Raw genomic sequence first — 25,368 nt, 5'->3', positions numbered from 1 at the left:
ACAATTGGATTGGCAATGTCGGTTGCTGTTGTTGAGCAGCCTGATCAGACCTGTCCAAATTGATGCTCGGGCATCAACGGAATGTATTCCATCGGGAAGATGGTTTGTAAATTTAGATCCCGCGCGGTTCCAAACAGACCTATTTGAAGATTGCAGCCCTCTCTTGGGAAACCTTCAATAGAAACCAATCTCGCTGACATCTACGCGGGCCTCGTGATCTCTCCCGTAGGCTACAACTCCAACTGAGGTGATTTCGTCAGCAACGGGAATAGCGCGCAACATGGCACCTGAAGCCTTGAAGCCTGAGAGAGGTAACCAGACTTCGGTCCAGTTGTCAGAAGTTGCGAACGCGGCCTGATAGTATTGCCATGGAAGCACCGTGCCACGTGTCCTGAGGTGGACGAAGTATTGCTCGCCATTCCCCCGTACCAACAGCCTGACGCCCGATACACCCTCATCTGGTCGATCAGACAACTTGCGTCGGAACTGGATAAAGCCGCCGTTGTTTTTTGTGCTGACGGTTCCGGTCAACCGGGCGAACGCAACATCACGTTCCGAACGAAACTGCACCTGTCCTGAAGAAACTCCTCCCATGACGGTGTCGGCAACGTAGTCCCAACTCGTCTCCGGAGACTTGGAGAAGTCTTCTGCAAGATTTTCATCAGCCTGTGCCATTGTAGATCCGATGATAACAAGACCTGAAGCAAGCCCAGCGAAGTTTCCACGCATATCGTTTTTTCTCAGTTCAGTATTGCAATAGAAAGGTTCAAGACAGTGGCAAATGCGACCCATGCAAAGTACGGCAGGAAGGCTAGTGCGGAAACCTGATCCGAGCTCCTGACCAGAGCGATGAACATGACGATCACAATCATCAACGCGACAATGATCACAAAGGCAATCCACGGTAGTTGCATTACGAAAAAGGTTGGGGACCACAAAAAGTTCAGACCCATCTGCACCCACCACAGCTTCATGGGCGTCGAGCTTTGGTCTGTTTCAAACTGACGCCAACCCGCCATGGCTATCAAAACATAAAGCACCGTCCAAACCGGCCCAAAAATCCAATTTGGTGGATTGAAAGCAGGTTTAGAAAGCTGCGCATACCAATCCCCGGGCGCGGTCAATATCCCGATCAGGATGCCGCCTCCCAACACGAGCGCAAGAAATGCTATGCGGACCATCCAATTCGACATTGTGGGATAGCTTTCAGCAGCCTTTGGTCGTCACGTTGACAAGCGCTTCGGAAGAGAAGGTCGCAGTACTGGTCTCATCCGCGTCGGTATATGACACCGTAGCGCCTTCGATCTCCGACTCCGTTACGGTGATTTCGCGTTGCCCGATCGTGTCGTCCACATCGATGGTAAAGGCTAGTTTGTCCCCGGCTGCGAGGGAAACGATCTCAAGTTCAATTGTATTCTGCCCGTCCACGACCGAAGGAAATTGACGCAGTGCATCCGCACCCTCAACGAATTCGAGCGGTTGGAATACCTCTACACCCGCACCTTTTTCGGTAACATCGAAAATCAAACGTCCGGCAGATTGCGACAAGTCAATTTTGACGGTCGAGGTTTCTAATTCGCACGATCCGACATTTGTCAGAACAAAACGGTCTTTGGGTGCGCCTTCTATGAAGCGAATTTGAACTCCGGCTTGAAGCGAAGTGGCTACGAATAATCCAAGGGTCGCCGCAAGAATGCTGGTCGGAAGCATATTTATCTCCTTGCTAAAGGGTTCTTGGAAGATACGCTTTGGCGGGTTTCTTGGATCAGACTTATGCCTTTTGACTACCGTGGTTCAGCCGACAGGACCTTTCGCAGTTCCATGCACCGCATTCAGAACGATTAAGTCAAAACATGCCGTTTTCATTCTCGCTGTTTGCCGGAACCTCCTGAAGAACGTCCCAGTGCTCGATAACCTTCCCATCGACATCCAGGCGAAAAATATCGATCCCTGCGTACTCGAGACCATCGGGCCAGATTTGATGGCAATGCAGAATAACATGATCGCCTTCAGCAAACGCACGTTTGATGTCCACACGCTTTCCCGGGTATTCGGCGGCCATGCGCTCGAAGTACTCAACAAAGGCTTGCTTTCCGTCGCCAACATGCGGGTTGTGCTGCGTATAGGTATCACCAACAAAGGTTGCTATGGCCTCGGCAGGTCGACACTCGTTGAACATCATTTCGTAGAAAGCGATGACGTTTTTCTTGTTTGTTTCGAGGTCCGGCATGCTGATCTCCAAATCGACGTTTGTACCACCCAAAAATGTTGGCCCACGCAATTCCGGGGAGCAACCCGGCAAGAATCTCAATCACTAATCGACAAGAAGTTGCGAGCTTGATTTTGTGCTCCGACTATTTCGAGAGTTGGCCAATTACTCGGTGTCATCGAAGTCAATATGAATATGATTCCCATCAGGATCGGCCACATGGATTTGGACCATTCGAGCCCCAGGGACTTCAGTTTTGCGATACTGGATCTGACTCGAGATCAGTTTTTCTTCGAATGCGCTCAACCCCGTGGCTGAGAGCGCAAAATGCTCGAGCTTGAGCCTCACTTCGGAGCCAACGTTAGGTGTTCCTTCGTGACCCACAAGATGAACCACGGCGTCATCACCCGCATATAACCATGCTCCGGGAAACGGAAAATCGGGGCGGGCCCCGGGTTTCAAACCCAGGACATTTTCATACCAAGTAACCATCTCAGGCAACCTAGTCGTCACTATATTCACATGATCCAGCCGCTCAATTCTCATCTAAAAACCCTCAAGCACAAGCTTTCCTTTGGCCTTGCCGCTTTCGAGGATAGCATGCGCTTTCATTAAGTTTGAGGCATTGATTGTACCAAGTGTATCGGTCGCTGTGGATCTTATCTTTCCATCGTCTATCAACGCGGCGACCCGATTCAGGATTTCGCTTAGACGATTCATTCCCCAGTCCCAAAAAAGTGACCGAGCGCCTTATGAGTTCTTCTAAGCTAAAGCAGAGCACATCTGTACGGATCGCCGAGAGGCGGCTCAGAAGAAAATCGCAAGCCCGGTCATTGAGACAACCAAGAAAAGGAGAGTCATAATTCCACCGGAGCGAACGAAATCCACCACCCGGTAGCCTGCTGGGCCCATGATCAACGCGTTCACCTGGTGTGTTGGGATCAAAAATGAGTTGGACGTTGAAATTGCTACTGTGAGGGCAAATACAGCCGGGTTACCACCCGCCGATACCGCAATAGAAACCGCTAACGGCACCAGCAGGACGGTCGCACCTACGTTGGACATGACCAGGGTGAATGCCGTTGCCAAAACGGCTATTCCTGCTTGCAACGACCAGATCGGCCACCCCTTCAGAAGGGCCAACACATGCGCGGCAATCCAATCCGCAGTGCCGGTGTTCTGGACTGCCTGGCCCAACGGGATCAGTGAAGCGAGTAGAAAAACTGTACTCCAACTAATCGACTCGTAGGCTTCGTCAATCGAGAGCACCCTGCTCAACACCATGCCAACAGCGCCAATTAATAGGCACAACGACAAGCGCAGATCTGAAAACAGAATTAGGCTCAACGCTATTAGGAAGAAGGCGAGCGCCCATCCGACCTTGTGGGGCCGCAACTCTTCCTGGGGAAAGTCCGAGGTGACAACGACGAAATCCCTGTCTGACTTCAGTCGTGTCAGACGATCCCACTGCACGTGAACCACACACGTATCACCGGCCTGCAAAGGGACTTGCCCGATATGCGTAGCTGAATGATCCTCGGTTTCTACATGGCTCAGTGTTTCTTCGCCGCGCTGAATGGCCAGCAGAGACAAACCATGTGTCTGACGGAGGCGCAAATCAATCGGAGTCTGGCCGATCACTGAAGAACCGGGCGGAATAACAACCTCGGCCACCCCGGATTGGGTCGCGGCGAAATCATCCGCAAAGACATCTAGTTGGGGTAGGATTTCTAATCCGTAAGGCTCAGCAAACTGATGCTCAACCACCCGACGCAGGCCAAGCACTGCGAGCCGCGCCGGGGCTTCGATCTTGGTATCAGCCATCGGCGCGATGACCTTGTGGCCACGATAGGACGTGCCAAGAATGTACATGTTATGGGCTACCATTAGATCCGCGAGCGATTGCCCAATGATGATCGAGCCTTCAGGAACACGTATCTCGAACATATCAGCCCTTAGCCCATAGGTGTTTTCGACATAGGTCTGCATGGACCGCGCTGAGCTTGCGTCTTCTCCACGATCCCGCTGCGCAGGGAGAACCCAACGACCAAAGAGCACAAAGTAAAGCACCCCAGTCAGCACCAGCATCACACCGATAGGCGTGACTGAAAACAGCCCAAATGTCTCCATTTGCTGGTTAGCAGGAAGGGATGAGTTTGCCGAAACAATCAGGTCATTCAACAGGATGAGGGGCGACGACCCGACTAATGTGATGGTACCACCCAGTATCGCGCAAAACCCCATGGGCATCAGCAACCTGCTCATCGGGATTTCCGTACGTGCTGAGATGCGGCTGACAACAGGCAGAAAAAGCGCAGCAGCTCCGACGTTCTGCATGAAGGAACTGATGACACCAACCGTTGTTGATATTATGGGGATAATCCGGGCCTCAGTCGTGCCACCATTCTTGAGGATCAAGGCCGCAACCTTTGACATAAGTCCGGTCTTATCAAGCCCCGCCCCAATTACCATAACTGCGATGATGGACATCACAGCGTTGGAGGAGAAACCTTCAAAGAGCTTAGATACATCGGCTAGATTACCCAGCCCCGGTAGATAGCTCAGCGCGCCAAGCAGAACCATAACAAGAATTGCTGCAACATCGATCCGTATGATTTCGGTAACAAAAAGTAAGACCGTAAAAGACAATAGACTCAGTACGGCTATCATTTCGTACGTTAGTGTTGGTAATTCCATATCTTACTCCCAAACTAACGTTACCTGACTACCAGCAAATACGAAGGACCAACTCTGCGCGGCAGATAAGGCCAATAGACATTGGGCTTGCTTACGCGGCTCGCTTTTTCGGGCGCGGTATCTGCTGAATCCTTTACTTCGCCAGTCTAACGAGACGCTGATGACAAACTCATGAGCCTCACTAAGCATCGCAATACGAAATGGGCTTTCACTCTTTCTAAATACAAACAAATGAATTTTTCCGCGTCGTTGTTATTCATATTCAGTCGATTTTATTTGCTAAGCCGGGAAGGCTTTGTGAAAGCCGCCACAAGGACAGGCGCCAAGCCAAGCGCTGCCAAAACTCTGAAAATATGATGCCCACCGACAAAGGCAGCATCGCGTCCAACGCCCACCGCTTTGATCGGCATTTCCGACAACCCTCCGGTGAATGAGCTTGAGGACTTGGACTGTGGTTCCGCAAACACGAAAAGACACTACGTAAGCAGACGGCGACCCACGTGGCGACTGCTCTAAACCAGACTTTTGGCTGCCTTGCTCCGTTTCGATACGAAAGTTCTAGATCCGATTGGGAACCAAGAACAAATCAGAAAGAGCTACATTTGCTGCATTCTTTTTCCAGCGTGCGTGGTTGCGACCGTCTTGTTGATCCGCCGCTGGCGTGTTGCTGGGCTTTTGGCGATCTTGATCCAGCGCAGGACTTTGCGTCGGTAAGGCGGAGGCAATTGCTACCATTTGTCCAGGTCCAATTCACCGGATAAATCGTCTGGCACAATCAGAGCATTGACGTCATCAAAAAAGCTCCATGGTCTTGACGCTTTACTGGATTGTATGGACGCCTCTCCTGCGGGGTGCATTAAGCCTTCTTGCCTAAGGCGCTCTGCTCTGTCCTTGTAGCTTTTGGACCAAGCTTGCTGTTTTCGCGGGCTGATCAGTTGCGCCGTCCGGTCTTCATCGATTGTAAATCGTCTTCCATCAATCCAACCATGCGCGATCAGCGCATCCAGCACCTCGTCCCGACTGACATATTTCTGCGGATGTGCCGCCTTCCACGTGATCAGGCGGACGCTATCACGTTTGGCAAAATGCGTGCTCACCCACTCCCACAGTTGATCACGGGATGTGACCTCAATATCTGTGATGCGCCACCATAGTGTTCATGCTTATGTCATCCGTCGCAAAAAAACTTCAGCCGTCTTCAAGTGCTTGCTTTTGACCTCTGGTGACATTCGCCCAGCCGTACGGCACATCATCGCCCATCGGGGATTGCCAGTCAGTCTATCGCTGTGTTTCAGAATAAAGCGCCAATAAAGCCCGTCCCAAATGTCGGCCCAAGGCCCCTTTCCCCAATGGCTCATTTTGCGAACATAGTTTGAACCCGAAAAGTACGGTTTGGTGGTGATCAACCCGCCATCGGCATGCTGGCTCATCGCGTAGGCATTGGGAACCATTACCCAATCATAGCTGTCGACGAACATTTCCATAAACCAGCGATAGACATGATCCGGATCAATTTCGCACAGAAACATAAATCCGCCCAAAACCATGAGGCGTTCAATATGATGACAATACCCTGTCTTGAGCAACCTTTTGATCGTGTCGTCCAGCGGATCAATACCGGTGGTTCCGTCGTAGAAAGCGCGGGGCATTGGGCGGTGATGGCCCCAATGATTTGTCGTACGCATCGGAACACCCAGGCTCTCATAAGTCGCGCGCATAAACTCGCGCCAGCCAATGATCTGGCGGATAAAACCTTCTACCGAATTCAAGGGAATGCCCTTGCGATCCGCATGCGCCAGGGCAGCATCCAAAACTTGTTTTGGCGTCAACAATCCTATGTTCAATGCTGGCGTGAGAACGGCGTGCCATAGCCAGTTTTCGCCCTCAACAATGGCATCTTCATAGTCGCCAAAACGTTCGAACCGCCGTTCCAGAAACTGCGCCAGCCAGTCGGACGCAGCTTTGTGTGATGTCGGATAATACAACGTATCCAGGCTGCCCAATGCTTCTGGAAAATCAGCAAGAACGCTTGCTTTTGCGGCTTCATCAACTGCGTCATGGGAAGGCCAATCGATCCAAGGCAGGCTGCCTAACAGCGCCTTGGGCACTTTCTTGCGGTTTTCCTCGTCAAAGCTCCACTGTCCCCCCGTCGGTTGACCGCTGTCCATCAACACGTTCAAGCGGCAGCGTTGGCTTTTGTAGAAATCCGCCATGAGCCATCGTTTTCGACCGGCAAACCAATCTAGATTGTGGTCCCGCGTATTCAGAAAGCCAGGCGATGGCTGTATATCGAGCGTGATTTCGGTACTGCTAGCTGCCGCCCGTAAACGTCTTTTTGCGATGAAGTCTACTGGGTCAGCCATGATCATTTGGCTGACACCGCGATCACGCAGACTTTGAAACATTCGAAGACATGCGCCCGGCTGCCGCTCAAAGGGCCATATCGCGGCATCAAAGCCCTTGGCGACTAAGCCATCTCTATAGCGCGCCATTGAGGCGCGGTGCAGCCAAAGCTTTTGCTTGTGCATCGAGGCCGGATAATACGCATCACCGAAGAAAAGCGGGTCTTCGAAAAGCACAACAATGTCTGGCCGGGCGGCCAGACCCGGGTGGTTTGCAAACAATTGATTGGGAAGTAGAAGAGCAGCAGTGGACACGGGTTATGGTCTTTGTTGGCTGAGCAGACTCAATTGGCCTAAGAGCAATGGGATCTTCTTTCGAAGGCAGAAGAATCCGGCCTTTGCATGAGGCCATGTCATAGCGTCGTAAGGTCGCATTATCCTGTTCAAAGACAAGCCTGCGTCTCTCAATACAGGTTCTGCACGATCCAGGCGTGACCGAGTAGGGCCGACAGGCGCATAGGCTGTTGCAATGGTCGTGACACCCGCATTCCGTGCTGCCTCGATCAACGGACCACACCAATCCGCGCCTGATTTCGCGAGCTTTCCGTGAGGCTCAAGCGCGCTGTTGATCGCCCCCTTGGCAAAGTCCGTTACGGCGTTTCCCATCGGCTTTGGAGACCGTCCATGCGTCGCCAAAAGTCCAATCACGGCAGCAGGCGATGTCGGCATTAAGCAGTCACCTGACAGATCATCCTCCGTCAACAGCAACAGATAAGGGCTGTCCGGGAACATGTGCGAACTTGAAAGGGGAATGAGCGGGTGATCTACCGGCTCGGTCAACGGCTCTGCAAAATTAGCCAGACCTCTCGGTTTAAACCGTCCTTCCGTGTATTTGGCAATATTATCAGGTCGCGCGAGGTAGGTTTTGCCTTTCGTGTGCAATCCGCCAACCCACCGCCAGCTCAGCGTATTCGACGCGGGATCGCCATCCAACAAATGCCGCAAAAAGAAATCCGCGCCAAGCTGCCACGGTAGGCGGAGTGTAAAAATCCAGATTGATGCGAACCACATGCGCGCATGGTTATGAAGGTAGCCAGTCGTCACCAATTCCCGCGCCCAATGATCGAAACAGTCGATGCCGGTATTGCCGTTCACTGCCCCGTTGAAACGGGTCTCCAAGCCCTCATCATCTTTTAGTCGCTCAAAAGCGCTCAACAAATCCCGCTGATAAAGTGCCCAGACGCTGGGCCTTTGTTCCAGCCAACCCTTGAAGTAAGTGCGCCAAAACACTTCTTGCACGAACTTCTCTGCCGCGTTGGAACTATGCGACGCTAACACCGCTGCCAAAACCTCATTCTCCGTTATCAAACGGTGGCGCAGCCATGGTGACAAACCCGATACATTGCTGCGTTGCTCGGTCCCAAAATCGTAGTTCCGCGTACTTGCATAATGCCGACCGGTGCGTCCCACGAACTGCTTCAGCCTTGTAAGACCATTGGTTCGTGTGGGTTTGAAACTGATTGTCTCTTTCACATCCGCAAGTTCTGGAAACATCTCAGTCATGCGGCCGACCTGCACTTTTTCGAGCAGTATTTCACTTGATCCCAAGTGTTTTCCCATTTCTTGCGCCAGGTGAAAGGGCGCTGGCAGACCGGGCAGATTTTCTGGGGTAAATCGGCTTTCTTCTGCATTTTCATCACTGATCCCCCAAAGGCAGTTCGAGTTGCTCTTGATCTTGAGACGACCGCGCGACTTTGCGAACAGTCCGCCTTGTCTTTCGGCTCGCGTGTTTTGTCGCAATGGCTTGCGCTTCAGAGCGAAACTCCGCACTTCGGCGGACACCCCAAACCCGCTCGCGCGCGGCTTTGGCTGCTGCGAGATGGTCAAAAACACGCTCTGGATAATGCACTCCGATGATTTGTTTCCCATCTTGGGCTTTCCAGGGTTCGTGGATGTACCGATCCGAAATATGGGCCAGTTCCGGCAACCATGTCCGAATGAACACCCCTTCTGGATCCTGATCATAGCCCTGCTTAACCGGATTATAGATGCGCACAGCGTTGATGCCGGTCGTGCCTGATTGCATCTGCACCTGGTTCCAGTGAATGCCCGGCTCGTAGTCAGTAAACATGCGCGCCAAATGCTCACCCGAGGCCCGCCAATCCAGCCAGAGATGATAACTCGCCGTGGCCATCACCATTGCGCGCATCCGAAAGTTGAGCCACCCCGTCGCTTGCAATGACCGAATGCATGCGTCCAAAAACGGATATCCCGTTTCGCCTTTGGACCACGCGGCCAAGAGCGCGCCATCTGGTGCTTTTGGTCGAAGCCCGTCGTACAGACTGTGCAGATTTTCAAACTCAACTCGAGGTTCATCCTCAAGTTTCTGAATGAAATGGCAATGCCAATGCAATCGGCCTGAAAACGATCGCAGCGATTTGCGCCAGTCCATTGCTTGCGGCGGCAATCTGCGTCTTTGCTTTTCAGTCGCTTGTGTAACCTCGCGCATCGAAAGCGCGCCCCAAGCCAGGTGGGGCGACAGCCGCGAACACGCAACGGCTCCCTTCAATGGGCTTGACATCTCGCGTTGGTATCTTTTGCCTCGATAGGTCAGAAAGCTGTTCAGCCGTTCCAGGCCCTCAGCTCGTCCACCGGCTTGACGACCAACGCACAGATCATCTCGCAAGCCGAGGTCGCGCGCCGTGGGAATATACCCAGGTTCTATATCGATATGTTTCAGCGCAACTGGAGAAGCAACGGGCAGAGCCATAAAGCTATCCCAATGTTCTGCCCAGCCGTCGCGAGACTTGAGCCTGCGAAAAACGCCATGGTTTTGGACTTCGTGCCACCGTACGCCAAGATCCTTGCACCATGCAGCGACCTGCCGATCCCGCTGATACGTCCAATTATTTCCTGTTTCCTCATGTGACCAAAGAACGTCTATTAGACCTCGGTCTTTTAACTCGGAAAGGACCGCCACAATTTGTCCGATGCGCACAATGAGTGGCTGGCCCAGTTTCCCTAGGTCTTCTCGCAGCTCAGCGATTGTCTCAGCAACAAAGTTCCACTGCCGTGTTGACGCGTCAGGTTGCTGCCACAGGTCAGGTTCAACCACATAGAGCGGCAGAACTGGCCCAACCTCAGACGCTTGCGCTAGTGCCGGATGATCATTTACCCGTAAATCCCGTTTGAACCAAACGACCTGCACGATACCTCCGTTTTTCAAGTATTGTACGTTTGGACATAGAAAATGGATCTTTGCTTCTGTCTTCTCCGGAATTCGCTGCTGACGTGGCTTTTGGACAGAGGCCGTTGTCCTTCGTTGCTTGAATGTTAGAAGTTTCCGCGCGCGCCCGAAGCGCGCCTGGCAGGGAGTATAGTCCTTTATCGACACCACGATGGAAGGTTCTAAATATTCTCCGTAGCAATCCCCATTAGCTGATCGCAGCCTTGGTTCGCTATTCAACGAAGAAGTCCGTGCCGCAATGCGACTTCACCAAACCAGGCTTACGTCGAGAGCAAAACAAATTTGGCTGCGGAGGAACTCACAGTTGGCGAGACAAAGCCGTATTCGGTGCGGCTCAAAGAGCTTTGAGTACCTGCCGCGCACCTTCCGAAACGAGATCCCGGAACATATCAAGCAACTCACAACCCGGAGCAATCAATTCGCCCAACTGACCCCACTTAATGAGTTGAACGAGTTTCGTGCAGTTTCACAAAGGTTCCCTCAACGCAGCACAGATGTCCGGGCTGTATCTGGTGCCAACACGTATCTACGAGCTGTCCGTGAGATTGCCAGACTGCCCTCTGGAGGAGTTTCAGGCTGCAACCGATGGTTTGCCGTAGAAAACTGAAGCGGAGCAGTTGGTCAAGCAACGCATGTTCAGGATATTTTCAGAAATCGATTGATCTCTTATTGGCGGTGTCGCTGCCCGATTTCGGACATTTCTGACACTGAACTCTTTAGAGCCTCACACATTAAGCCGTGGAAAGATTGCGAGACTGATGCTGAGCGGTTGGGCGTCCACAATGGAATTTTGCTGACGGCATTATGGGACGCAGCATTCGACAGAGGACTTGTCACTTTCAAGGACGACGGGTCACCTAAGTTTTCGAGTTAAGTGTCCGCGCAGGCAATGAGCTTGTTGTCCGGAAATACCAAGCGGATCTCTGGTCTAACTGCTGGGCACAAGGAGAACCTGATCAGACATCGCGATCAGGTGTTCAATCCTTGAGACACTGAAATCTATCCCTCGACACCCGCATAAGGCGATCTACTTGCTCCCCTCTGCACTATTATCGTGAAACAGTGCAAACTTATGGGCAAAACGTGCAAACTTATGGGGTGCGTGAAGGTTTGTGCGCGTCCCTACAACCGCTGTAGGACGCCGCGAACACGTTCGCGCTCCCTTTCGGAAACATTGAGAAATTTCGCTGGTTGCCGCCCAAAGAAATTCGCGACGATTGCTCAAAACAATTCGCGATCTGTTTTCACTCGCGAACGCCCAAGAACGCAAATGAAAATCGTTTTGCGAGACTCACAAACGGCCCCATTTCCTTTGATTCATACCCGAAAGGTTAGGACGTGAAAAGATGATTTTATAAGTTTTTTTAGACACTTGTGGAGTGAACTCAGCCGCTATCCCGCTGGTCGGGACTTGACAAAAACGGAACGGTCTCTTCACTTTTGTCGGCGAGGATCAAGCGGTTTACAGGACTGGCGATAAAAGCCGCGCAATTTGCGAGACCTGCCGCAAGGCCAGAGAGACAGAGTTCCAAAAACGCGATGTTCCGTTTGATGGAGGTGTCGAGATCGCTGAAGACGTTCTCATCGCTGTTTGCATGGAGTGCGATGCCGTGGTGACAATTCCAGCGCAATTGACTGGTGATATGCCGCACGCGAGAGATGCTGCACAAATCCGAAATCACCTAAGATGAATAGATGCGTTGTCCCGAATTCCGCCCAACGGGTCAGGGAAGTGACTGTCCAACTCGGGTCAAACCGGGCATCCCCCACAAAGGCAAAGATGTTGGTTTCCAACAGGAAATCTGTTTGCAGCAGATTGAGTGCGTGGATACCCTTTGAGTTGTGCCGCTGCACGCCCTTTTCAATTCAAAGCTTTCAGGAAGTTTCATGGACCCTTTTGCACTTGCCGCGCTCGCCTGGCTTTTGAGCGCACCTCTCTTCCTCATCCTCTGGCTCCTGGCACGAAAGAAACTGAAAAAAGCATCCCGTGAAATCGAGGAACGGGATGAGGAGGTAAGCGCCGTCAAAGCCAAATATTCGGCGATCATTTCCATCGAGGACGAAGTAGAACGCCTGAAAAAGCAGGCGTCCGAGTTGGACAACGAGATTCAAGACACACGCACCACGTATTCGGAAAAGCGCAAACTGTTGGATCGGTTGAAGGAACAGGTAGCGGTTTACGATGACCGCCTGGCGTTTGCCGAACTTGGTGTCTATGAGCCCCATTTCGATTTTGGAGACAGCGAGATCTACAAGGAGAAAATCAAGGAGATACGCGCCCGTCAAAAGGCGATGGTATCGGCCAAGGAGGCGACCATCTGCCCTACGGACTGGACTGTCGAAGGCAGTCGGGCAAAGGGGCAAACCATGATCAATCGCCAGTCTCGTTTGACCATGCGCGCTTTCAACAACGAGTGTGAAGCGGCGATTGCGAACACGCGTTGGAACAATGTGGTCGCCATGGAAAAGCGAATATTGAATGCTTCGAAAGCGATCTCCAAAGAGAACACTTCCATGAATCTTCACATCAATGAGGAATACGTGGCGCTCAAAATCGACGAGTTGCATTTGACCCATGAATATCGTGAACAACTGAAGGCAGAGAAAGACGAACGCGCCGAACTTGCTCGGGCGGAGCGTGAGGAGAAGAAGCTTCTCGCGGAGGCACGAGCCGCTGAGAAAGAAGAGCGGAAATATCAGGAGATGCTCGAAAAAGCGCGCAAGGAAGCCGGTGGCGGTGAGACCAGTGAAGCTATGCAGGTGAAAATTCAGGAGCTTGAAACTGCCTTGGAACAGGCTCACGCGAACAGCGAGCGCGCCCGTGCCATGGCCGAGATGACAAAGTCCGGATACGTCTATGTCATTTCTAATGTCGGTTCATTTGGGGAGGACCTGGTCAAAATCGGCCTGACCCGGCGCCTTGATCCCAACGACCGGGTTCGCGAGCTGGGTGATGCCAGCGTGCCATTCGGTTTCGACACGCATGCGATGATCTATTCTGAAGGGGCACCGGCACTGGAAGCGGCGCTCCACAAGGAGTTTGCGGAGCAACGCGTGAACATGGCGAACATGAGAAAAGAGTTCTTTCGCGTTTCGCTTGATGAGGTCGAAAACGCTGTGGCAAGACTCGCACCCGATGCTGAATTCTTCAAAGATCGCGAAGCTCAGGAATGGCATGAAACCATGGCGCGACGGAAAGAGAAACTGATGAAAGTCAGCAGCTCAGAGACAGATGAGCTGCCTGCCGAGATATGACATCAAAGGTTCCGGTTACCCTACAATAAATTCATTGTAGGGTAAAAGGATGTTCAAGTATCACACGGCAACCGGAACAGCCACCTGAACTGACCTTTTGGGGCCTCTAAAAGCGAACCGGCCTCCAACCTCTGTGGATCAACCAAACTCAAGCCCATCGGCAATAAGACCTATTGGTGTGGTCGACACCAGGTCAGCAAAGTAGTCATCGATCAAAGTATCGGTGATCACAATGACCATCTCAGAGATCTGACATCCCGCCACAGGACAATCGTTGTGGCTGCGGTTACGAATGTGTTTTCTACCAAAATTTCCTCGAGATTCATGCGCATCCCGCGTCCTTCAAAACTCTCAGCATCTCCGCCTTTTCGTCTGCGCTCGCGGCTTCATCCCGCAGCATGATCTCAAAGGCGTCACGACGTTCACAAATGATCGAGATGCCGATCGCAGGAAGCGCAGCTTCAATGAATGTCCTCGCTGACGGTATGACACTCGAGTCGACGCGCATAACGATAAACGAGGATACAGAATTCCGGTCCGATCCGGCGTGCTGTTCGAAACTGACATGGGCGCCATCAAACCTATCTTTGACAATGTCGTATAGCACCCGCAGTTTGTTAGCGCGCCTCTCGATAGCCAGCCGATCCTCCTCCTTAAGCTCCCTAATTTTGATTTCTTTCATATTCATCTGATCCTCTCCGCTTGCGTCTCCGATCCCAGCACCAGGAACTCGGCGCTTTGTGAATAGGGCCCACATTCAGGAGTCAGGTGCGCCATATTCTCCTCAAATGCATCGGCCCAGATCTCATATTCCTCTTTAGTAGCCTCATCAGGTGACAACGCATTGTGCAACGCAGATACGACGCATTCACTGGCGGCTTTACGCAACAAACGACCTTTGGTTTCCCGTCGCCCCAAGAGCTTCTTTGCATGGTCATCACACATGCGAGAAATTTTACTCTTGGCTCTCGGTAACAGCAAAAGGGCGGAGCGTAACCAAGTTATAGGCTTTTGTTTTACAACAATTCTTTTTCTGGGAGTCTTTCCCCGACAACCCGATTTTTGGATTTCTCGGGGGGCGTAGCGTAACCAAGGTTTGTGAGAAATGATGGAGATTCCTGACCCGCTGTCTCTCAGATCTCTCCGTGATTGCACTCTTGAAGCTGGAACAACCCCAGAGCACTCACGACTTCGCGCTTCGTTGCATCAGTTCGCTCGCGGGCCCGCTCAGTGCCGTTCCGGATGACATTCAGAACATAGTCGCGGTGTTCAGACAAATGCGCCCGCTGCTCACGGATGGGTGCAATGAACGCCTGCAATATGTCTTCCAACCGTGCCTTGATCCTGCCATCGCCAAGGCCGCCGCGTTGATAATGCGCCTTGAGATCTGCCAGATCATTCCTGGCCTCATCAAAGGCATCCAGATACGTAAAGACCACATTGCCCTCGACCTGACCGGGATCCTCTACACGCAAGTGGTTCGGGTCCGTGAACATGGCCCGGACGGCGCTATGGATCTCGTCGGGAGACGCAGAAAGCGAAATCGCATTTCCTCCGGACTTGGACATCTTCGCCTTTCCGTCAATCCCAGGCAGTCGGCCGGACTTGGGAATGACCGCTTGCGCTTCGGGCAGAACCACCGCGCCTGCGGTTGCATTTATCCTGCGCACCAGCTCGTTTGTTTGCTCGATCAGGGGCGCCTGGTCTTCGCCGACGGGCACGACCGTAGCCTTGAATGCGGTGATATCCGCCGCCTGTGCTGCGGGGTAACAGAGAAAGCCGGCGGGGATGTTTCTGCCGAAACCACGTGCCCGGATTTCATCTTTGATCGTCGGGTTGCGCTCCAGCCTCGCGACGGTGATGAAGTTCAAATAGAGCATCGAAAGCTCCGCCAGCGCAGGCAGGTGCGATTGCAGGCAGATTGTAGTCCGCTCGGGGTCGATGCCCACAGCCAGATAGTCCAGCGCGACTTCGATGACGTTGCGACGCACCTTGTCGGGATCATGCGCGTTGTCGGTCAGGGCTTGCGTGTCCGCCAGGAGCAGGAATTGCTCATGGCTGTCTTGATAGCGCAGGCGATTGGAAAGCGATCCCGCGTAATGGCCGATATGCAGCGGCCCCGTGGTGCGGTCTCCGGTCAGGATGACAGGTTTGGTCATATGCGTGTCCTCGTAGATTGTGAGGCACCGCATTGGGAAGCATGGATACAAAAAGACCGCCCAAGCGGCGGCCTCGGAATAGATGGAATTGTCCGGCCGCCTTATTTCGGGGCCAGCCACCAGAGTGTCGAAAAGAGCACCAGGTTATCCATGCCGACAGCAGTATTGCCGGAAACGAATGCCGTCAAGCTGACACAGTGGGTGATTCAACCGCAGATCGCTTCACATAACACCCGTTCAGCGACGTTCGTGGTTCGTTATCCTGGCAGGGTTCGTGTAAGGGTTGCGCGCTCGGGCCTCATAAGGACGGCCGAAAGAAACGGTAAAAGCCCCCGCATGGAATCCTCACTGCAGCCGCGTTGATCCGGCTACGGGATTTGCCGCAAGTGACTGGATCCGTTACGCAAGTCCTGCAACCGTGACGATCAGCTTCTTGGCTATTGACGGCACGCTGCCTTGAAACGTGCCACATCATGCTCCGTTGGCAGTTCACCGGTCGGCGCCTCCAACCGATCGATCTGTTCGAGGGAAAGCCCTGAGGCATCTGCCAGCGCGTCTTTCGTGAGGCCGGCCAGCTTTCTCAGTTTCAGGAGCTCCAGGGCAAGGTCTGTCTTCTCCTGATTTTGCGTGAGAAACTCTTTGAGTTCTGGCCTCTCCTCCAGGATCTCCTGCTTCAGTTCTTCGACGCTCATACTGATTCCTTTCCCATCCAACCCCTCCAAATCGGTGCCATGCTACCAAAAATTGCCTGTCCGGGCACCCGTTGCGGACTCTTCGTCGAGTCCAGTGGACAGAAGATCCATGCAAAGCCCGTCCAATACGCCGATGGCATGTTGACACATCCAGGTCTGACCAGTCCAAATGCAGCGAAACTCAGAAAGGCTCCGGCCATGTCGAAACAAAGCAAGACTTTATCACGGATTCTGAGACACGAGCCTGAACTCGTGGGCTTGTCCCTGATGCCGGGCGGATGGGTGCGCGTTGACGATCTTTTGCGGGGGATGAAACGGATTGGCCAATCACTGAGCGTCGAGGACCTGCACAAGATCGTCGAGGATAACGACAAGAAACGGTTCACGCTTTCGGAGGATGAAACTCTTATAAGGGCCGCCCAAGGGCATTCCATTGAGGTCGATTTGGGTCTTGAAGCCGTAGCGCCACCGGAAACTCTGTATCATGGCACAGCCAGATCAAATCTCGACAGTATATTCAGCGAAGGTCTGAAACCAGGCAGGCGACAACAGGTCCACCTTTCTCCTGATCCTGAAACCGCTGAAAAGGTAGGGCAACGGCACGGAAAACCGACCGTCCTTCGAATAGAAACTGGCAGTATGCATCGGGACGGTTATGCGTTCTATCGGGCGGACAATGCGGTTTGGTTGACGGATTTCGTTCCAGCGCAATACCTGGGTTTCTAATCCGACCGCGATACTTGCAAAACGGACGGGCAGCTGAACCCAGCGGGCTTACTGAATGAACATGGTGATGGAGGGCAACGGTCGTGAGCAATCCATCTATGAAACAATGGTTGTCGCTCACCACAAGCACAAGCTGCACTGTTGAGATCGGCAATGCGTTGGCGGTGATACAAGCTCCGTCAATTGCTTGCCCTTGGCAACCAGAAATCAAGCATCCTCCTCGCCCTCGATCGTTACATCGGTATCTGTCTCGATTGCCTCCGTCAGAGCATCCCTTTTGGGTTTCAGCTCGCCTGGAACGTCGAAATTTGGGTGGCGGCCATCCTCAATCCTTTCAAGAATGGCACCCACTGCTGAAGCGGCAACAGCTTCTTCAACCACTGCTTCTGCGCTGTCACGACACCAAACACTTGATCTTTTGATTTTCTGTTTCAGCAAATCGTCCAGACAGCGCTCCAATTCGTCTGCAGGAACAAACTTGCGCAGAAGTGCAATCAGGTCGGCGCGGCTGAGAGATTGGAGCTTGCTGTCCATTCTGAGACCATAATCCAAAACGAGGCCCAGAGCTATGTTTGGTAAGGACTTCGCCAGAAGCTGACGGAGCCAGGCGGCGGCTGAAAATTGCAGATACCGCCCGTTGATATCTCATGCGAAAAGGTGATCTGAACGAAATCAACAATCGCCGTGTGCTCTGCTGCTCATGCTGGCAATCGGAACTGAATAGTAGACGGTTCCTCGCAAACCTCAGGAAGAGATCAACCCCCTGCCGTCCCGGTAAACCTGCTTCCAGGGCAGAATGGAAAAGGAGGCCCTGAGACCCGTCGGCCAAAACGGATCGTCGTGGATCAGCTTCTCGACCTCACTTTGATCCTCTGCCTCAACGATCCAAAGACCATCGCGCCCTCTGTTCTCACCATCCGTCAGGGGCCCGGCGGCTTCCACGGCCTCGGCGTTGTCTTCGAGGAAAGCTATATGCTCCTTCATGAGAGCCGCCCGAATACCAGGATCGGCATCTGTGGCATCTTCAAACAGGACTATGAATTTCATTGCGGACCCTCACTTTGCTGTGCCGAGTGATTATGGCATGGCAAAGTTGCTGTTTGGCAAAGCCCTTTTGCCAATCTATTCTGCAAAAATGCAGGATCATGATTGGGATGATTTCAAATATCTGCTCGCGCTGCACAGAACGGGCACGCTGCCAGACGCGGCGCGGCGGTGCGGTGTGAATGAAACGACGGTCGCACGGCGTTTGAAACGGCTGCAACAGGCGCTGGGAACAACCCTCTTTGTTCGAAACGAAGCGGGTCGGTATCAATTGGTTGAGTCAGCTCATCAAATACTCGATCACGCTGAAACCATGGAACGCGAAAACACGGTGCTAAGAGAGCATCTGGACCAGTCCTCCGGCCAGATTGGAGGCACGATCAGGATCAGCGCCGTTCCCGTGATCATCAATCACGTCATTCTGCCTCACCTCGGAAAGCTGGGCGACAAGCATCCACACATGACCGTCGAGCTGGTTCCTGAAGCACGAAACATCGACCTGACAAAACGCGAAGCCGACTTGGCTATCCGTTTCTCCCGTCCCGAACAGGGCGGCTTGGCGGCAATGGCCCAAAAACTCGGCGAATTGGGGTTTGATGCGTATTGCGGATCGCAGCTGACACCAGAACAGCAAGATAACGCGGACTGGATCTGCTACGATGATGCCTCAGCATCCCTTCCGCAGGCGCGATGGACAGAGGAGCTTCGAAAGCGCCTCAAACAGCGCCCAAGCAGTTTCCGGGTATCGGACATCGATACCGCTCTTGAGGCGGCGGCCCGAGGCTATGGGAAAGCTGTCCTGCCTAAACTCGTTTGCGAGGGTGACAAAAGGTTTCGTTGTATCGGCGCAGAGACATCGAGATCGGGCATGGCGCGGGATGTGTGGCTGCTATCGCATTCAGATGAAGCGCGTTTGTCGGTAACCACAGTCAAATCCTGGTTGGGCGAATTGCCTTGGGCCTGATCACCGCTCGAATGCTTTGCCACGTTAGACGTCGCCGGTCACCTTCAGATCTGCGTATAGGGCCTCCACTGGCGTGAAGGGCGCGATACCGGCGCAGCTCATCAATTCGTAAAATGGCGTTGAAACCTGTTCGGGGAAATCGAGTTCGGCGACCATGGTCAGGCTTCGCAGCTCCGCCAGCGCAGCCAATGTGTCGAAGCTGATATCGCCGGAGGCCAGAAACTGAACGACTCGGGGAAGAGCCGCTTCAACTTCAACAGCAAGCTGCGGAGTTCGCGCAAGTGCATCCGCAAATGCCATTCCTATCCGCTCTGGCATTGCACTTTCAAAGAAGGCCAGGGCCTCAGAAGATGCAAGTTCGGGAACATTCAAGCGCGGCATACGCGGATAGCACAGGGCGTTCAGTGCCGAGGATATCGTCTGGCGCCATTCCTCCAGTTCCGGGCCGGTGCCATACGACTGCAGCAATGGCGTGCCAACTAAGTCGAAATGACGAATGATTTCTGTGCTGTCCTGAATCAGCGTCTCACCATCCACCAAAATCGGAACGGTCAATCTGTCGACCCTGCCCTCAAGATCGGCTGGTGCCTGCCCCGGCGCCACATAGATGAGTTCGGGCGACAGACCCTTCAGCCCAGCCATTATGCGGGCACGCACGCAAAATGGACAGGTTTCAAAGACAAAGAGTTTCATCGAAGTTACTCCGCCACCCTCACAGGTAGACAACGCCAAAACGTTCCTCGATCAGCTTCAAATCTCGCTCGCCGGTTTCATTCTGGCGAGACGTTTCGGCCATGAAGTCCTCGGCCCAATCGCCGGGGAAGATGTAGCTGATCAGCTTGGCGGTCGTATCGCCCACGTTTTTCATGTAGTGGGAGACACCGCGCGGGCATTGGATGCTGGCGCCGGGCCCGGCCCTGAAAACCTCATCGCCGATTTTGACCTCAAGGTCACCTTCGATGATGTGAAAGGTCTGGTCTTCCCACTTGTGGTAGTGATCAGGAATGCAGCTGCCGGGCGCGATTTCGCCCGCGCCGAAGACATACTCGGACTGGGTGTCCTCCTTGCCAGCCGCGACCGAGGTGTATTCGTTTTCGGCCATGAAATACTTGCGGCCTTCATGCCAGCCGCTAATGACCGTCTTCTTGCCGGTAGTTTCGGTTTTCTTGGGCATGTCATGCTCCGTTTTCGGGTTATTTGGGTGGGGCAGGATCGGGCAGTGAACCTGCCCGGTCTGTTCAGGTCAGTGGCCGTGCCAGATCGAATAGGCCATGCGCTCCACATGGGCAGACAGGTTCTGGTCATACATGAACCAGTGGCTGAACTCGGGCAACTCGACCGTTTCCTTTAATTCCTCGACCGTCTTGCCCGCAGCAAGACCTTCCGACACGGCTTTGAAAAGCGCCTCGTTGAAAGCCAGATCCTCGGCCAGTTGCTCCGGCGATGACATCGGCATGTGCCCTGATATGACCGTGTCGAATTCCAGTTCGGTCGTTACGCGGCGCAGCGTATTTAGCGAACCCACGTAGTCATGCGTGTTCAGGCGACCGGGAAGGTTCACGAAACCCTGAAGGTGCCAATCCACGGCCATGAGAACCTTGTCTTCTGGCATGTAGATGGCGCTGTTGCACTGACCATCGTTCGAGCCGTAGTAGCGCATTTCGACGACCTTGCCGCCAAGCTCGATCCGGTATTCGTCCCCTTCATAGGTTACGTCAGGTTGCACGACCCGGTTTTCCAGATCACGGCCCAGCAATTCGGCGCACCCTTCATGCGTGATGAACTCGGCACCTTCGTCCTTGAAGATCTGTCCCCCGCGGGAATGGTCGAAATGGGGATGGGAATAGAGCACTTTGACCACGGGCTGATCCGTCAGCTTTGCAATTTCGGCGCGCATTTCTGCGGCACGGAATTCCTGGTTGGGGTCGACGACGATGACGCCGTCGTCGGTGATCACGATCAGGCTGGAATAATGCGCCATGTGGAACTGATAAACACCGTCTTTCAGCTCGGTCATGACAGGTTTCATCTCGTCATCAGCGGCGGTCGCGGCGCTCGCAAAGGTGGTTGCGGCCGCAAGGGCTGTGAGAATGCGTTTCATGGCAAGGGCCTCCTATTGTGTGGGAGGCTATATATCCTTGACGAAAGCAAATATAATTAGAGCATTATGCAACAGAGAACTTACCAAAAGTATCGAATGGATAAGCTCAGAAAGATGGCTGTTTTCGCCCGCGTGGTCGAACTGGGCAGCTTCGCAGCCGCTGCCGCGGATCAGAACGTTACCCCTGCAATTGTAGGTCGACATGTGGCCGATCTTGAGGCGATGCTGGGTCTGCGGCTTATCAACCGCACCACACGGTCGATGGAGGTGACCGACGCGGGTCAGCGTTACTATCATGGCTGCAAAACCATGCTGGACCAGATGGCGGAACTGGAACAGGATGTTGCGGATCGAAAAGGCGTCGGTCCTTCGGGCATTGTCCGCGTGGCAGCGCCCGAAGGCATGGGCACTCTGCTGATGGATGCCGCTGAAAGCTTCCAGAAGCTCTATCCGCAAGTGTTGTTCGATCTGGTGTTCGACAACGATCAGACTGATTTTGTCAGTGCAAAGGTCGATCTTGCGATCCGGTTGGCGATCTCGCTTGAAGACAGCTCCCTGATTGTCACCAAACTAACCGATACCCGGCTGAGTTTGTTTGCTGCCCCATCCTATCTTGAAAGATGTGGCGTGCCGACCACCGTTCAGGAGCTCGACAACCATGCCTGTCTGGCGTTCGGCGGCTCACGCTTTGGCGACAGCTGGCCGCTGTTAACAAAGACCGGCCTGCGCAAATTGCGGCAACCCTGGCGCATGGTGATAAACCAAACCCACATCTACCGAGAAGCGCTGATCCGGGGAATGGGGATCGGGTTATTGCCGGAGATCATGGCCTTGGACCTGGTTGAGGCCCGGCGACTTTCCCAAATTTACCTGGATGACAGATTTCCAGACGTCGGCGTTTTCGGCGTTTATCCCGACAAAGCATTCCAACCACACCGCGTCCGATTGTTTCTCGAGCATTTGAGGAAGCAGCTCGGGGAGTATCAAGCCTGAAGAAGACAGGTTGTGGACCCGAGAGTAAAATCTCCATATGTGGAGAGGCCAGGCAGACCTCTCCCGTTCTTTGTGTCATGCAGCACGGCGCCTTCTATCACGCTCTTCGATCAAAGGTTTGATCGACCGCTCTGACATATTGAACTCTGGGTTTGGGCTGCTGTTGAAATAGCCCTGCACATACTCTGGAGAGTGAGCGTGGAACCCTGAATAAAGCGCAGCAGCAATCAGATTGGTGTTGCTGACATAGCTCTCTGAAAGCAAAACCTCCCCCGGCAAAGAAAACGCAAGTTTTTCGGCGATGTGTTTCAAACCGTAACTTGTGTGACGCATGTTTGGATTCTTGAGTGGCTTGATGCACGAGGCGAATGCCAAGGCTTGGAGAAATTCGCGCTGAGGTTGGATCTGCATAAGATCTATCCGGCGCTCACTCAGGTCATTTTGGATTGCGTTTTGCACAGCGCTCCACCGCTCTTCGATGGGCAACCCCGCGACGATCTGCTCGCGTTCGTGTCGCTTAGGCTCCAAACACCCCAACCCAAAACCCCAATTGTGAAGAAGTGGGTTTTCCCGGGCAACTTTCGGCCGAGCGGCTGTAGCGAGCACGGCATAAAGGTCGTAAGCTGTGAAACTGTGTCCACGCTCGTTTGCGAATTCAGATGCTGCGGCGGGGTCAAGGTCAAACTCAATCTCACTGCCACGCGAATGGTTGAGAGACGCCTTAAGCGATGCCAAGGTCCTAAAGCCACATCCTCGGGCCAGAATTTCAAGACGATGTGTAGGCGAAATGGCCCGATGATGCAGCTCGGCAGCTGCTTTCAGTAGCGGCAGGTCGGTTTCGCAAAAATGGAATTTGATCTTCGTTTCGATCATAGTCGTTCTCCAGGGAGTCGCGATCGCCGATTACACACAACCCAGGATCTGATTGATCGAAGTTGTTTAGCTTTGTGTGATTGAAGTTCAACCACCAATAGTAAAAGAAGGTTTGACCCGGCGACAGGTCAGGGATTCACCCAACGCCAAATATGGGCTTGATGCCTGCCGGGAACAAGATGGCTTACATAAAATTTCACAATTGCACCACTGATGTATGGTTTCAGTGCTCGTCGCAGATCCCCAATTGAGACCAAGGGAAATCAACTCTAAGGATGGGTCGCAAACGTAATTCATTACCCCTGATGGAGGAAAATTTGATTACCATTGGTATCCGTGTGGCTCCAACATTTGTTGTCTTTGCAATATTTGACACCGATGCGTCAGTTGTTCAAAGCGTTGAAAAAATTGTGGTTCCAGCGGCGTTTGACCCACCAGATGCGTTAAAATACGTGAGGAGCAACTTGTTGGACATCCTTCGCGAGTTTGAAGTTGAAAAGGCGGGCCTGCGAACCACAGAGCCGAGTGCGCAGACTAAAAATATCGCTCGAATACAGTTTGAAGGAGTCATCTTGGAGGCCTTCGCAAGCAGTGACCTGAAAGGCTACTATATAGGCCATGTTTCCTCGATCGCGGCAAAAGTCGGCATCTCGCGAGACCAATTCAAACCGATGATTGAGAACAGGCAAGCACCCGATATTGAGAACTGGCACTTAATGAAAAAAGAAGAACGCGAAGCCATTCTGTGCGCAAAAGGAGCAGAAAATGCTTAAGCCTCACAACCGTGCCGAAGTTCAGTTCAATTTGGTAAGAGAAATAGGGCATGAAGGGCGGAACTCGACTGCCTATGTTGTTCATGACGTTCAGTTGGACAATGAAATTGTCATGAAGCGTATCAGGAAGGCTGATTTTGCCTCGTCAGATGAGTTTTTTGATGAGGCAAGAATCCTTCATGCGACTTCACACCAGAATGTGGTGCCAATTCTTTATGCGTGTGAAGATGCCGACCACGTCTATTTAGCGCTCCCGTATTTCCAAAATGGGTCACTAAAGGCACTAATGGCCGCCCAAAACCTGACCGTGAGAGAAATAGTTCGCCTCGGATGCCAACTTCTTTCTGGCCTTCACAACATCCATTCCAAGGGCCTCATCCACTTTGACATCAAACCAGACAACGTTCTCATATCTGATAGAGGCGAAGCGCTTCTTTCAGACTTTGGTCTCGCAAAGCAAATGTATCTCGGTCAGGCCATGCAAACATACTTCTACACGCCCATCGTTGCCCCTGAAGTCCTCCACGGAAATGTTCACGACCTGCGTTTCGATATCTACCAGTTTGGCTTAACGCTCTACAGAATGTGTTGCGGGGAAGGTGCGCTGCGCGATCAATTTCAGGCGTTAGGCACTCGAGACGACATTGTGAGAGCTCTCCAGAGCGGAACATATCCAAATCGATCAACGTTTCCTGAACACATCCCAGATAGACTTAGGAAGGTGATTGTGCGATGTTTGGAGATGGATCCAAACGATCGCTACAGTTCGGCTCTTGAAGTGGCAAATGCGCTCGCGATCGTTGAAGACTGCTTAGATTGGCGCTTTGAGGAAGGTGCCGGAGGTAAAATATGGTCTCGGACAGACGGTGAAACTGAAAGAAGGTTTTCTGTTTTACCCGATGGTTCCACTGAATTTGTGTCCATTAAGGGAGGCAGGCCGCGCCGCAAAAGCGAACACTGTTGCAACAGTATGACTGAAGCAAAGTTAAAGCGTGTCTTGAAATCTGAAGGATGAATACTGTCAAAAACAATCCGAAGGCGTATAAGAAACGCGAAGTGGCAGCTCCTCGAAGGAGTGCCACAAGCAAGAGTGACAAGTCGGCTGCGACCAAAAAATTCATCAACGCGCCTGTTTCGGCTGATCTCTATATTGACCTGGGAGAACCAAACGCCCGCAAAGCATAGTCTTCGGAATTTGCAGCTACAAGTTAAGCCCTGTTTGGTAATCCAGAGCCAATTTCATCAAAAAACCTACGAACATTAGGACATCAAAAAAGGGGTCCCCAGCAATGC

31 protein-coding genes are annotated in these 25,368 nt (G+C 52.8%); 7 read left to right on the top strand and 24 right to left on the bottom strand.

Annotation, left to right across the window (positions count from 1 at the left end; genetic code table 11):
- Positions 1-174 precede the first annotated feature (174 nt).
- The 13 genes from AC2TEM_RS13415 to AC2TEM_RS13355 form a co-directional block, all read right to left on the bottom strand.
- Complete coding sequence (locus AC2TEM_RS13415) at positions 175-675, bottom strand: CIA30 family protein (RefSeq protein WP_170626246.1); 501 nt, start codon at positions 673-675, stop codon at positions 175-177.
- A gap of 65 nt (positions 676-740) precedes the next feature.
- The gene (locus AC2TEM_RS13410) at positions 741-1,181 is read right to left on the bottom strand and encodes a TspO/MBR family protein (RefSeq protein WP_480790330.1); all 441 of its coding nucleotides are present in this window, start codon (positions 1,179-1,181) and stop codon (positions 741-743) included.
- A gap of 25 nt (positions 1,182-1,206) precedes the next feature.
- On the bottom strand, positions 1,207-1,710 hold the full coding sequence (locus AC2TEM_RS13405; RefSeq protein ID WP_170423428.1) for an aggregation factor core: 504 nt from the start codon (positions 1,708-1,710) through the stop codon (positions 1,207-1,209).
- Positions 1,711-1,846: 136 nt separating this feature from the next.
- Positions 1,847-2,230, bottom strand: a complete 384-nt coding sequence (locus tag AC2TEM_RS13400; protein ID WP_170423426.1) for a nuclear transport factor 2 family protein — start codon at positions 2,228-2,230, stop codon at positions 1,847-1,849.
- Between the two features lie 144 nt (positions 2,231-2,374).
- Positions 2,375-2,755, bottom strand: coding sequence for a VOC family protein (locus AC2TEM_RS13395; RefSeq protein ID WP_170423424.1), 381 nt, complete (start codon positions 2,753-2,755; stop codon positions 2,375-2,377).
- Positions 2,756-2,929: a zinc-binding dehydrogenase gene (locus AC2TEM_RS13390; RefSeq protein WP_480790331.1), complete on the bottom strand. Its 174-nt coding sequence runs from the start codon at positions 2,927-2,929 to the stop codon at positions 2,756-2,758. It abuts the gene before it with no gap.
- An 87-nt stretch (positions 2,930-3,016) separates the two neighbouring features.
- On the bottom strand, positions 3,017-4,906 hold the full coding sequence (locus tag AC2TEM_RS13385) for an SLC13 family permease (RefSeq protein WP_170423422.1): 1,890 nt from the start codon (positions 4,904-4,906) through the stop codon (positions 3,017-3,019).
- Positions 4,907-5,502: 596 nt separating this feature from the next.
- Positions 5,503-5,631, bottom strand: a complete 129-nt coding sequence (locus AC2TEM_RS13380; protein ID WP_170423420.1) for a YdeI/OmpD-associated family protein — start codon at positions 5,629-5,631, stop codon at positions 5,503-5,505.
- 3 nt (positions 5,632-5,634) lie between these two features.
- Positions 5,635-6,003: a YdeI/OmpD-associated family protein gene (locus tag AC2TEM_RS13375; RefSeq protein WP_170423418.1), complete on the bottom strand. Its 369-nt coding sequence runs from the start codon at positions 6,001-6,003 to the stop codon at positions 5,635-5,637.
- Positions 6,004-6,069: 66 nt separating this feature from the next.
- Complete coding sequence (locus tag AC2TEM_RS13370; protein WP_170423416.1) at positions 6,070-7,563, bottom strand: cryptochrome/photolyase family protein; 1,494 nt, start codon at positions 7,561-7,563, stop codon at positions 6,070-6,072.
- 3 nt (positions 7,564-7,566) lie between these two features.
- Positions 7,567-8,811 (bottom strand): FAD-binding domain-containing protein, encoded by a 1,245-nt coding sequence (locus tag AC2TEM_RS13365; protein ID WP_170423414.1) that lies wholly within the window; start codon positions 8,809-8,811, stop codon positions 7,567-7,569.
- Positions 8,808-8,939 (bottom strand): DUF2256 domain-containing protein, encoded by a 132-nt coding sequence (locus AC2TEM_RS13360; protein WP_480454291.1) that lies wholly within the window; start codon positions 8,937-8,939, stop codon positions 8,808-8,810. The genes AC2TEM_RS13365 and AC2TEM_RS13360 overlap by 4 nt, the downstream gene beginning before the upstream one ends.
- 5 nt (positions 8,940-8,944) lie before the next feature.
- Positions 8,945-10,456 carry a cryptochrome/photolyase family protein gene (locus AC2TEM_RS13355; protein ID WP_170423412.1) on the bottom strand — a complete coding sequence of 504 codons (1,512 nt, stop codon included), beginning with the start codon at positions 10,454-10,456 and terminating at the stop codon, positions 8,945-8,947.
- 697 nt (positions 10,457-11,153) lie between these two features.
- On the opposite strand from AC2TEM_RS13355, the gene AC2TEM_RS13350 reads away from it, so the two are divergent.
- Positions 11,154-11,369: an HNH endonuclease gene (locus tag AC2TEM_RS13350; RefSeq protein ID WP_480790332.1), complete on the top strand. Its 216-nt coding sequence runs from the start codon at positions 11,154-11,156 to the stop codon at positions 11,367-11,369.
- 511 nt (positions 11,370-11,880) lie between these two features.
- Here AC2TEM_RS13350 and AC2TEM_RS13345 read toward each other — a convergent pair.
- Positions 11,881-12,147, bottom strand: a complete 267-nt coding sequence (locus AC2TEM_RS13345; RefSeq protein WP_170423410.1) for a hypothetical protein — start codon at positions 12,145-12,147, stop codon at positions 11,881-11,883.
- A 190-nt stretch (positions 12,148-12,337) separates the two neighbouring features.
- Here AC2TEM_RS13345 and AC2TEM_RS13340 point away from each other — a divergent pair, with 190 nt between their 5' ends.
- The gene (locus AC2TEM_RS13340) at positions 12,338-13,750 is read left to right on the top strand and encodes an SNIPE associated domain-containing protein (protein ID WP_480856248.1); all 1,413 of its coding nucleotides are present in this window, start codon (positions 12,338-12,340) and stop codon (positions 13,748-13,750) included.
- Positions 13,751-14,072: 322 nt separating this feature from the next.
- Here the strand turns inward: AC2TEM_RS13340 and AC2TEM_RS13335 are convergent, their stop codons facing one another.
- The 4 genes from AC2TEM_RS13335 to AC2TEM_RS13320 all read right to left on the bottom strand — a co-directional run bounded on the left by AC2TEM_RS13335 (position 14,073) and on the right by AC2TEM_RS13320 (position 16,601).
- Positions 14,073-14,438 (bottom strand): hypothetical protein, encoded by a 366-nt coding sequence (locus AC2TEM_RS13335; protein ID WP_170423406.1) that lies wholly within the window; start codon positions 14,436-14,438, stop codon positions 14,073-14,075.
- Entirely contained in the window at positions 14,435-14,695 is a 261-nt protein-coding gene (locus tag AC2TEM_RS13330; RefSeq protein ID WP_170423404.1) for a hypothetical protein, read from the bottom strand. The genes AC2TEM_RS13335 and AC2TEM_RS13330 overlap by 4 nt, the downstream gene beginning before the upstream one ends.
- 188 nt (positions 14,696-14,883) lie before the next feature.
- Entirely contained in the window at positions 14,884-15,909 is a 1,026-nt protein-coding gene (gene trpS, locus AC2TEM_RS13325) for a tryptophan--tRNA ligase (RefSeq protein WP_170423402.1), read from the bottom strand.
- Between the two features lie 437 nt (positions 15,910-16,346).
- A complete protein-coding gene (locus AC2TEM_RS13320) occupies positions 16,347-16,601 on the bottom strand; it encodes a helix-turn-helix domain-containing protein (RefSeq protein WP_170423400.1) in 255 nt (84 codons plus the stop codon).
- 138 nt (positions 16,602-16,739) lie between these two features.
- On the opposite strand from AC2TEM_RS13320, the gene AC2TEM_RS13315 reads away from it, so the two are divergent.
- Entirely contained in the window at positions 16,740-17,327 is a 588-nt protein-coding gene (locus tag AC2TEM_RS13315; protein WP_480856247.1) for an RNA 2'-phosphotransferase, read from the top strand.
- A gap of 207 nt (positions 17,328-17,534) precedes the next feature.
- On the opposite strand, the gene AC2TEM_RS13310 is transcribed toward AC2TEM_RS13315, so the two are convergent.
- Positions 17,535-17,861, bottom strand: coding sequence for a hypothetical protein (locus AC2TEM_RS13310; protein ID WP_170423396.1), 327 nt, complete (start codon positions 17,859-17,861; stop codon positions 17,535-17,537).
- 210 nt (positions 17,862-18,071) lie between these two features.
- A complete protein-coding gene (locus AC2TEM_RS13305; protein ID WP_170423394.1) occupies positions 18,072-18,374 on the bottom strand; it encodes a YciI family protein in 303 nt (100 codons plus the stop codon).
- An 88-nt stretch (positions 18,375-18,462) separates the two neighbouring features.
- Here AC2TEM_RS13305 and AC2TEM_RS13300 point away from each other — a divergent pair, with 88 nt between their 5' ends.
- The gene (locus AC2TEM_RS13300) at positions 18,463-19,335 is read left to right on the top strand and encodes a LysR family transcriptional regulator (protein WP_170423392.1); all 873 of its coding nucleotides are present in this window, start codon (positions 18,463-18,465) and stop codon (positions 19,333-19,335) included.
- 24 nt (positions 19,336-19,359) lie between these two features.
- Here AC2TEM_RS13300 and AC2TEM_RS13295 read toward each other — a convergent pair whose 3' ends face one another.
- The 3 genes from AC2TEM_RS13295 to AC2TEM_RS13285 form a co-directional block, all read right to left on the bottom strand.
- Positions 19,360-20,028 (bottom strand): glutathione S-transferase N-terminal domain-containing protein, encoded by a 669-nt coding sequence (locus tag AC2TEM_RS13295; RefSeq protein WP_170423390.1) that lies wholly within the window; start codon positions 20,026-20,028, stop codon positions 19,360-19,362.
- 19 nt (positions 20,029-20,047) lie between these two features.
- Complete coding sequence (locus AC2TEM_RS13290) at positions 20,048-20,509, bottom strand: cupin domain-containing protein (protein WP_170423388.1); 462 nt, start codon at positions 20,507-20,509, stop codon at positions 20,048-20,050.
- A 69-nt stretch (positions 20,510-20,578) separates the two neighbouring features.
- Entirely contained in the window at positions 20,579-21,436 is an 858-nt protein-coding gene (locus AC2TEM_RS13285) for an MBL fold metallo-hydrolase (RefSeq protein WP_170423386.1), read from the bottom strand.
- A gap of 96 nt (positions 21,437-21,532) precedes the next feature.
- Between AC2TEM_RS13285 and AC2TEM_RS13280 the strand changes: the two genes are divergently transcribed.
- Positions 21,533-22,429, top strand: a complete 897-nt coding sequence (locus AC2TEM_RS13280; protein ID WP_170423384.1) for a LysR family transcriptional regulator — start codon at positions 21,533-21,535, stop codon at positions 22,427-22,429.
- A 75-nt stretch (positions 22,430-22,504) separates the two neighbouring features.
- Here the strand turns inward: AC2TEM_RS13280 and AC2TEM_RS13275 are convergent, their stop codons facing one another.
- Positions 22,505-23,302, bottom strand: coding sequence for a hypothetical protein (locus AC2TEM_RS13275; RefSeq protein WP_170683860.1), 798 nt, complete (start codon positions 23,300-23,302; stop codon positions 22,505-22,507).
- A 275-nt stretch (positions 23,303-23,577) separates the two neighbouring features.
- Between AC2TEM_RS13275 and AC2TEM_RS13270 the strand changes: the two genes are divergently transcribed.
- Positions 23,578-24,075 carry a hypothetical protein gene (locus AC2TEM_RS13270; RefSeq protein WP_480790333.1) on the top strand — a complete coding sequence of 166 codons (498 nt, stop codon included), beginning with the start codon at positions 23,578-23,580 and terminating at the stop codon, positions 24,073-24,075.
- The gene (locus tag AC2TEM_RS13265; protein WP_170423380.1) at positions 24,068-25,090 is read left to right on the top strand and encodes a serine/threonine-protein kinase; all 1,023 of its coding nucleotides are present in this window, start codon (positions 24,068-24,070) and stop codon (positions 25,088-25,090) included. Before AC2TEM_RS13270 ends, AC2TEM_RS13265 begins: the two co-directional genes overlap by 8 nt.
- Positions 25,091-25,368 lie beyond the last annotated feature (278 nt).

The organism is Ruegeria sp. HKCCD3925, from assembly GCF_057221175.1.
The sequence above is the reverse complement of the archived record's forward strand: the minus strand, read 5'-3'. Positions and strand labels throughout refer to the sequence as shown.

Coding starts and splice junctions, on each gene's coding strand:
- AC2TEM_RS13415 (WP_170626246.1), bottom strand. CDS start 675: ATGGCACAGGCTGATGAAAATCTTGCAGAAGACTTCTCCAAGTCTCCG.
- AC2TEM_RS13410 (WP_480790330.1), bottom strand. CDS start 1,181: ATGGTCCGCATAGCATTTCTTGCGCTCGTGTTGGGAGGCGGCATCCTG.
- AC2TEM_RS13405 (WP_170423428.1), bottom strand. CDS start 1,710: ATGCTTCCGACCAGCATTCTTGCGGCGACCCTTGGATTATTCGTAGCC.
- AC2TEM_RS13400 (WP_170423426.1), bottom strand. CDS start 2,230: ATGCCGGACCTCGAAACAAACAAGAAAAACGTCATCGCTTTCTACGAA.
- AC2TEM_RS13395 (WP_170423424.1), bottom strand. CDS start 2,755: ATGAGAATTGAGCGGCTGGATCATGTGAATATAGTGACGACTAGGTTG.
- AC2TEM_RS13390 (WP_480790331.1), bottom strand. CDS start 2,929: ATGAATCGTCTAAGCGAAATCCTGAATCGGGTCGCCGCGTTGATAGAC.
- AC2TEM_RS13385 (WP_170423422.1), bottom strand. CDS start 4,906: ATGGAATTACCAACACTAACGTACGAAATGATAGCCGTACTGAGTCTA.
- AC2TEM_RS13365 (WP_170423414.1), bottom strand. CDS start 8,811: ATGACTGAGATGTTTCCAGAACTTGCGGATGTGAAAGAGACAATCAGT.
- AC2TEM_RS13360 (WP_480454291.1), bottom strand. CDS start 8,939: ATGCAGAAGAAAGCCGATTTACCCCAGAAAATCTGCCCGGTCTGCCAG.
- AC2TEM_RS13335 (WP_170423406.1), bottom strand. CDS start 14,438: ATGAATATGAAAGAAATCAAAATTAGGGAGCTTAAGGAGGAGGATCGG.
- AC2TEM_RS13330 (WP_170423404.1), bottom strand. CDS start 14,695: ATGTGTGATGACCATGCAAAGAAGCTCTTGGGGCGACGGGAAACCAAA.
- trpS (WP_170423402.1), bottom strand. CDS start 15,909: ATGACCAAACCTGTCATCCTGACCGGAGACCGCACCACGGGGCCGCTG.
- AC2TEM_RS13320 (WP_170423400.1), bottom strand. CDS start 16,601: ATGAGCGTCGAAGAACTGAAGCAGGAGATCCTGGAGGAGAGGCCAGAA.
- AC2TEM_RS13315 (WP_480856247.1), top strand. CDS start 16,740: ATGTTGACACATCCAGGTCTGACCAGTCCAAATGCAGCGAAACTCAGA.
- AC2TEM_RS13310 (WP_170423396.1), bottom strand. CDS start 17,861: ATGGACAGCAAGCTCCAATCTCTCAGCCGCGCCGACCTGATTGCACTT.
- AC2TEM_RS13305 (WP_170423394.1), bottom strand. CDS start 18,374: ATGAAATTCATAGTCCTGTTTGAAGATGCCACAGATGCCGATCCTGGT.
- AC2TEM_RS13300 (WP_170423392.1), top strand. CDS start 18,463: ATGCAGGATCATGATTGGGATGATTTCAAATATCTGCTCGCGCTGCAC.
- AC2TEM_RS13295 (WP_170423390.1), bottom strand. CDS start 20,028: ATGAAACTCTTTGTCTTTGAAACCTGTCCATTTTGCGTGCGTGCCCGC.
- AC2TEM_RS13290 (WP_170423388.1), bottom strand. CDS start 20,509: ATGCCCAAGAAAACCGAAACTACCGGCAAGAAGACGGTCATTAGCGGC.
- AC2TEM_RS13285 (WP_170423386.1), bottom strand. CDS start 21,436: ATGAAACGCATTCTCACAGCCCTTGCGGCCGCAACCACCTTTGCGAGC.
- AC2TEM_RS13280 (WP_170423384.1), top strand. CDS start 21,533: ATGGATAAGCTCAGAAAGATGGCTGTTTTCGCCCGCGTGGTCGAACTG.
- AC2TEM_RS13275 (WP_170683860.1), bottom strand. CDS start 23,302: ATGATCGAAACGAAGATCAAATTCCATTTTTGCGAAACCGACCTGCCG.
- AC2TEM_RS13270 (WP_480790333.1), top strand. CDS start 23,578: ATGGGTCGCAAACGTAATTCATTACCCCTGATGGAGGAAAATTTGATT.
- AC2TEM_RS13265 (WP_170423380.1), top strand. CDS start 24,068: ATGCTTAAGCCTCACAACCGTGCCGAAGTTCAGTTCAATTTGGTAAGA.